Origin of the sequence: Microbacterium sp. (assembly GCF_029263575.1) — a bacterium.
Classification (GTDB): Bacteria; Actinomycetota; Actinomycetes; order Actinomycetales; family Microbacteriaceae; genus Microbacterium.
The window spans coordinates 1-6,611 of the sequence record NZ_JAJUFV010000155.1; the positions used below are offsets into that span (position 1 = coordinate 1).

The window sequence follows — 6,611 nt, forward strand, 5'->3', positions numbered from 1 at the left end:
CTGGTCGGCACGAGCGAGGTCGCGCTCGCCGGGTACCACAAAGACGAGATCGTCGATCTCGCCGGCGGCGCCCTGCGCTACGCCGGCTGGTCGACGTGCTATCGGCGCGAGGCGGGGTCGTACGGCAAAGACACCCGCGGCATCATCCGCGTGCACCAGTTCAATAAGCTCGAGATGTTCGTGTACACCGACCCCGACGACGCCGAGGCAGAGCACCTTCGGCTCGTCGCACTGCAGGAGGAGATGCTGACGGCGCTGGGACTGTCGTACCGCGTCATCGATGTGGCTGCGGGTGACCTGGGCTCGAGCGCCGCGCGAAAGTATGACATCGAGGCGTGGGTTCCCACGCAGGAGGCTTTCCGCGAGCTGACGTCGACCTCGAACTGCACGACGTTCCAGGCGCGTCGCCTCGACGTGCGCTACCGGCCGGGCGCTTCGACGGGCTCAGCGAACGGTGAGGGGGGCTCAGCGAACGGTCAGGTGGGAGCCGCGAGCGGTGAGGCGGCGCAGCCGGCGAAGGCGCAGCCGGCGAAGACGCAGCCGGTCGCGACGCTCAACGGCACGCTGGCGACGACGCGGTGGATCGTCGCGCTGCTGGAGACGCATCAGCAGGCCGATGGCTCGGTCATCGTTCCGGAGGCGTTGCGGCCCTACCTGGGTGGGCTGGAAGTGCTGGAGCCGAAGAAATGACGCCCTGGCTGGTCGGCCTCGACGTCGACGGGACGATCATCCTGCAAGACGAGACGATGAGCCCCGGGGTTCCCGAGGCCGTCGCACGTGTACGGGACGACGGCAACGTGGTGACGATCGCCACGGGGCGCAGTTGGATGGCCACCGAGCGCTGGGTCGACGCGCTCGAGATCGCCCCCGAGTTCGTGGTGTGCTCCAACGGTGCGGTGACGATGCGCCGCGTGGGAGATTCCTGGGAACGCTGGCGGGTCGAGCTCTTCGATCCGACCGCCGTGCTGACGCTGCTGCAGGAGCGGCTTCCCGAAGCGCACTACATGGTGGAGCTCGAGAACGGGCAGCGCCTGTTCACGGGCGAGGTCGATGACTGGTCGGTGCGTGGCGGGCGGCTGGTGGGCTTCGATGAGCTCGCGGCCGACCCGGTATCGCGCGTCGTCGTGGTCTCGCCCGATCACGACGAAGAGGATTTCCACCGACTGGTGGTGGATGCCGGGCTCAACGAGGTCTCGTACGCCATCGGTTGGACGGCCTGGCTCGACATCGCCCCGCACGGGGTCGACAAGGGCACGGCCCTCGCCCGCGTCTATGCCGAGCTCGGCATAGACGGCGATCGCGTCTTCGTCGCCGGGGACGGTCGAAACGATGTCGGCATGTTCGCCTGGGCGCGGAGCTTGGGCGGTCGCGCGGTGGCGATGGGGCAGGCGCCGGATGATGTGAAGGGTGCCGCAGGCGAGGTCACCGCAGATGTCGCTGACGGCGGTCTGGCGCTCGCTCTGGACACGCTTACGGCGCATCCAGGCGTCCCTCAGGTGAAGACGACACAATGAAACCGGCTAGACTCGTGCACTGATCGTTGGATTCGTCCATCGAGGAGGGTTGTCCGAGCGGCCGATGGAGCTGGTCTTGAAAACCAGTGGGCAGAAATGTCTCGTGGGTTCGAATCCCACACCCTCCGCAGAAAACTGACTGCGGTACGTCGAGAACCGTGATCAGATCCGAAAGGCACCGAGTGAGCGAGAAGATCCGTCGCCGCAGCACTGTGGCTCGCCACGGTCAGTTGCGCACTCCTGGGCCGATCAGCCAGTTGCTCAAGATGCTCGGTATCGGCCTGGCCGTGCTACTGGTGAGCGGTCTGAGCATCGGCGCCTTCGTCGTCAGCGACCTGTACAGCTCGGCGACGGCAGACGCGGTCGATCTTGAAGGCCAGCGTCCGGTGCCTCCGAACATCGATGAGTTCGAGGGCGGGTTCAATCTGCTTCTCATCGGCACCGACAGCTGCGAAGACAAATACGCGCACCTGTTCGGTGATCGGTGCGACGGCCCGGATTCTTCGGGAACGCTCAACGATGTCAACATCCTCGTGCATGTGTCAGAAGAGCCGCGGCGAATCACCGCGGTGAGCTTCCCCCGCGACCTGATGCTCCCGATCCCCTCGTGCACGCGTGAAGACGGCAGCGAAACGTCGGCGATGAGCAAGCAGCCGCTCAACAGCACCTACTCCTATGGTGGCCTGAACTGTGCGGCCAAGACGATCACCGAGCTGACCGGTGAACAAATCGACTTCGCCGCTTCGGTCACCTTCGGCGGTGTGATCGAGATCACGAACGCCATCGGTGGTGTCGACGTGTGTCTGGCCAACCCCATTCGGGATCGTTACACCGGCCTCGACATGGCTGCGGGAACGCACACGGTTCAGGGACTGGAAGCGTTGCAGTTCTTGCGTACGCGGCATGGCGTCGGCGACGGCAGTGACCTGGGCCGCATCGGCAACCAGCAGCAGTACATGTCGAGTCTGGCGCGCAAGCTCATCAGCGGCGAGGTGCTCGGCAACGTCTCCACGATGCTGCGCCTGTCGAACACTGCCTTGAGCAACCTCGAACCCAGCACGTCTCTGACGAACCCGACGACGATCGTGCAGGTCGCCCTCGCGGTGAAGGACGTGCCGTTCGAAGACATCGTGTTCTTGCAGTATCCGACCTACACCGACCCGGCTGACCGCGACAAGGTCGTGCCGAACTACGACGCAGCCGGCGTCATGTGGGACGCGATCGCTGCGAACGAGCAGCTGCAGGTCACCCACGAGAACACCGGCAATGATGGTGTCGTCGTGCAGGAACCAGACGACACGTCTGCTACCGACGAGACGGAGGCGACCGACGAGGCGGCGACAGAGACTCCGGCTCCGCAGGACCCCGCCACGGAACTGCCCGACACGATTCGCGGCAGCTCGGCAGCCCAGCAGACCTGTTCGAACGGTAACGTCCGCTAGCATCAGCAAGCCGACGCATCCGTTTGCGTGATCACGCAAGTTCTTGCGTACACTGGCGACATGTCTAAGCGTCTGGCAGAGGTGGCTCGTAAGGTCGGCGTGAGCGAGGCGACGGTGAGTCGCGTGCTCAACGGGAAGCCCGGTGTCTCAGAGGGAACGCGCCAGGCAGTGCTCACCGCGCTCGATGTGCTCGGGTATGAGCGTCCGACCAAGCTGCGCGGTGAGCGGGCGAGGCTCGTCGGGCTCGTGCTGCCTGAGCTGCAGAACCCGATCTTTCCTGCGCTGGCCGAGATCGTCGGCGGCGGGCTCACGCAGAACGGGTACACCCCGTTGCTGTGCACGCAGAACGCCGGCGGCGTGACCGAGTCCGACTACGTCGACCTGCTTCTCGCGCAGCAGGTGTCGGGCGTGATCTTCCTCGGCGGTAACTACACGCAGGCGGACGCGCAGCATGAGCACTACGAGCGGCTACGCCAGGTCAATCTGCCGACCGTCATGGTCAATGCGCGCATCCCGAGTCTGACCTTCCCCACAGTCTCCACTGATGACTCCGCCGCTGCAGAGCAGGCTGTGCTGCATGTTCACCAACTCGGACACCGGCGCATCGGCATGCTCCTCGGCCCCACCGATCACATTCCCTCGCAACGCAAGCTCGATGCCGCTCGGCCACTGCTGGACAAGCTCGGTTCGCCGCTGACCGACGAGCTGATCGTGCGGGGGCTGTACTCGCTCGAGTCGGGGCAGGCCGGTGCCACGCGTCTGATCGCCGCCGGGGCAACGGCCATCGTGTGCGCGAGCGACCCGATCGCGCTTGGCGCCGTGCGCGCCGCGCGGCGTGCGGGGCTGCGCGTGCCAGAAGACATCAGCATCGTCGGGTTCGATGACTCGGCGTTGATGAGCTGCACGGAGCCTCCCCTGACGACCATGCGCCAGCCGATAGAGGCGATGGGGCGAACGGTGATCGAGCTGCTGCTGTCGCAGATCGCCGGCACGAGTGAGAGCGGTGAAGAGCTGCTGTTCGAGCCTGAGCTCGTGCTGCGCTCCTCTACCGCGCCTGCGCGCTAGAACGTCGCTCTGACCGCGTCGAACGGTCGTTCCGTGCCGTCTCGTGGAATCTGATTCTTGCACAAATAAATTAAGTTCTTGCAGAATCTCATCCGAGAAGCTACATTTCAAATCAGCGAAAGCTTTGACGCTGAGGAGAGATGTGAACACCGACGTTCTGAACGCGACACCCCGTACCGTGAGCATGCCGACGGATACCGGGTGGTGGCGCGACGCTGTGATCTACCAGGTCTATGTGCGCAGCTTCGCCGATGGCTCTGGCGATGGCACGGGCGACCTTGCTGGCGTTCGCGACCGTCTCGGCTATCTCAAGGAACTGGGCGTCGACGCGATCTGGTTCACTCCGTGGTACCCGAGCCCGCTCGCGGACGGTGGCTACGATGTGCAGGACTACCGCGACATCGATCCGCGCTTCGGAACCCTCGCCGAAGCTGAGCAGCTGATCGAAGAGGCCCTCGCCCTCGGCATCCGCACCATCATCGATATCGTCCCCAACCACATCTCTGACCAGCACGAGTGGTTCCAGCAGGCGCTCGCCGCCGGCCCCGGCAGTCCCGAGCGCGCGCGTTTCTGGTTCCACCCCGGCCGGGGCGAGAACGGCGATGAGATGCCGACCGACTGGGTCTCCAGCTTCCAGGGCAGCACGTGGACGCGCACGACCAACCCCGACGGCACGCCGGGGGAGTGGTACCTGCACCTGTTCACCCGCGAGCAGCCCGATCTGAACTGGAACCACCCTGACGTGCGTCGCGAGCACGAAGACATCCTGCGCTTCTGGTTCGATCGCGGTGTCGCTGGCGTGCGCATCGATTCCGCAGCCATGCCGGTGAAGGACGCCGCTCTGCCGTCGCTGCCGAAAGGAACCGCCGCGCCCGGCGATCACCCGCATATCGACCGTGATGAACTGCACGACATCTACCGCGACTGGCGCGCTGTCGCCGACGAGTACGAGGGCGAGCGCGTGCTCGTCGGCGAGGTGTGGCTCGATGATGCCGAGCGTTTCGCCCGGTACCTGCGCTCCGACGAGATGCACACCGCGTTCAATTTCGACTTCATGACACAGCCGTGGAACGCGGCAGCCATGCGCGCCTCGATCACGCGGACCCTCGCCGAGCACGAGCCCATCGGCGCTCCCGCCACCTGGGTGCTCTCCAATCACGACATCACCCGGCCCGTCACACGTTACGGCCGGGCCGATTCGGGCTTCGCTTTTCTGCGCAAGCGCTTCGGCACCCCGACCGACATCGCCCGCGGCACACAGCGCGCCCGCGCGGCCGCGCTGCTGGTGGCGGCGCTTCCGGGAAGCCTGTACATCTACCAGGGCGATGAGCTGGGGCTGCCCGAGGTCGAGCTTCCGCGCGAGGTCATCCAAGACCCGATGCACTTTCGCTCCGAAGGTGTCGACCCGGGTCGAGACGGATGCCGCGTGCCGCTGCCCTGGTCAGGAACGAGCGCGCCCTACGGATTCGGCGGCACCGCGTGGCTGCCGCAGCCAGCCGATTGGAGCACGTACACGGTCGAAGCCCAGCGCTCCGACCCCACCTCGATGCTGAACCTCTACCGTCAGGCGATCGCGCTGCGCCGCAGCCAGGCCGACTTCGCCACCGGAGAGCTGGAATGGCTCGAGCTCGGCGCAGACATCATCGCGTTTCATCGTGGCGACAACTTGATCAGCATCACCAATCTCAGCGCCACACCCGTGCCGCTGCCCGCGCACCATGAGGTGCTTCTCTCCAGCGCGCCGCTCGGCGGCGTGCTGCCCCCCGACTCCACGGTCTGGCTCGCCCTGCGCGAGAGCCCGGAGCGCTCCGACGGAGCACAGCAGTAAACCCCGCACCACAGTCTGAAACCCCATCACGGAAGGCAAGACAATGAAGTCATCAACCAGGACCCTGATAGCGGCCGTCGCGGTGTTCGCGACCGCCGGCGCGCTCGCCGGGTGCGCCACCGACGCCGGAGGAACCGGAGACGGCAAGACCGAGCTGCGCGTGGCGACGTTCCCTCCGGGGGCGGATGCCGCAGCCTATGAGGGCTTTGCAGCTCAGGAGAAGCAGTTCGAGAAGGAGCATCCCGACATCGACATCATCGGCGTCGAGTACGAATGGGAGGGCCCGACCTTCGCCGTGCAACTCGCCGGCGGCAGCCTTCCCGATGTCTTCACGGTGCCATTCACCGACTCCAAGACACTGCTGGAGAACGGGCAGCTCACCGACGTCACCGAGGCCATTGACGAGCTCGGCTACACCGACAAGTTCAACCCCGTCATTCTCGAGGGCGTCACGGGCGAAGACGGCAAGCTGTACGGCTTCCCCCGCCAGGCGTATGCCGCGGCGCTGCACTACAACCGCGACCTCTTCGAGCAGGCCGGCCTCGACCCCGACAGCCCGCCCGAGACGTGGGATGAGATCCGTGAAGCTGCCCAGGCGATCACCGACGCCACGGGCAAGGCTGGCTACGCGCAGATGGCGATCAACAACACCGGCGGCTGGCAGCTGACCTCGCAGACGGCCGCCCGCGGCGGACGCACCCAGACCGACAACGCCGATGGCACAGCGACGTCGACGATCGACAACCCGGCGACCAAGGCGTC

6 protein-coding genes and 1 tRNA gene are annotated in these 6,611 nt (G+C 65.9%); all 7 read left to right on the forward strand.

Annotated elements, in window-relative coordinates; translation table 11 throughout:
- Nucleotides 1-690: aminoacyl--tRNA ligase-related protein (locus Q1J95_RS13145; RefSeq protein WP_366945558.1), on the forward strand; the 690-nt coding region annotated here is incomplete at its 5' end.
- On the forward strand, nucleotides 687-1,514 hold the full coding sequence (locus Q1J95_RS13150; RefSeq protein WP_300268270.1) for an HAD family hydrolase: 828 nt from the start codon (nucleotides 687-689) through the stop codon (nucleotides 1,512-1,514). The genes Q1J95_RS13145 and Q1J95_RS13150, both read left to right, overlap by 4 nt.
- 43 nt (nucleotides 1,515-1,557) lie before the next feature.
- Nucleotides 1,558-1,642: transfer RNA gene (locus tag Q1J95_RS13155), tRNA-Ser, on the forward strand.
- A 54-nt stretch (nucleotides 1,643-1,696) separates the two neighbouring features.
- Nucleotides 1,697-2,956 carry an LCP family protein gene (locus Q1J95_RS13160; RefSeq protein ID WP_300268271.1) on the forward strand — a complete coding sequence of 420 codons (1,260 nt, stop codon included), beginning with the start codon at nucleotides 1,697-1,699 and terminating at the stop codon, nucleotides 2,954-2,956.
- A gap of 60 nt (nucleotides 2,957-3,016) precedes the next feature.
- Nucleotides 3,017-4,021, forward strand: coding sequence for a LacI family DNA-binding transcriptional regulator (locus Q1J95_RS13165; protein ID WP_300268274.1), 1,005 nt, complete (start codon nucleotides 3,017-3,019; stop codon nucleotides 4,019-4,021).
- Nucleotides 4,022-4,205: 184 nt separating this feature from the next.
- Nucleotides 4,206-5,849, forward strand: coding sequence for a glycoside hydrolase family 13 protein (locus Q1J95_RS13170; protein WP_300268278.1), 1,644 nt, complete (start codon nucleotides 4,206-4,208; stop codon nucleotides 5,847-5,849).
- 43 nt (nucleotides 5,850-5,892) lie between these two features.
- Nucleotides 5,893-6,611 (forward strand): extracellular solute-binding protein (locus Q1J95_RS13175; RefSeq protein ID WP_300268276.1); only part of this gene is annotated, 719 nt, incomplete at its 3' end.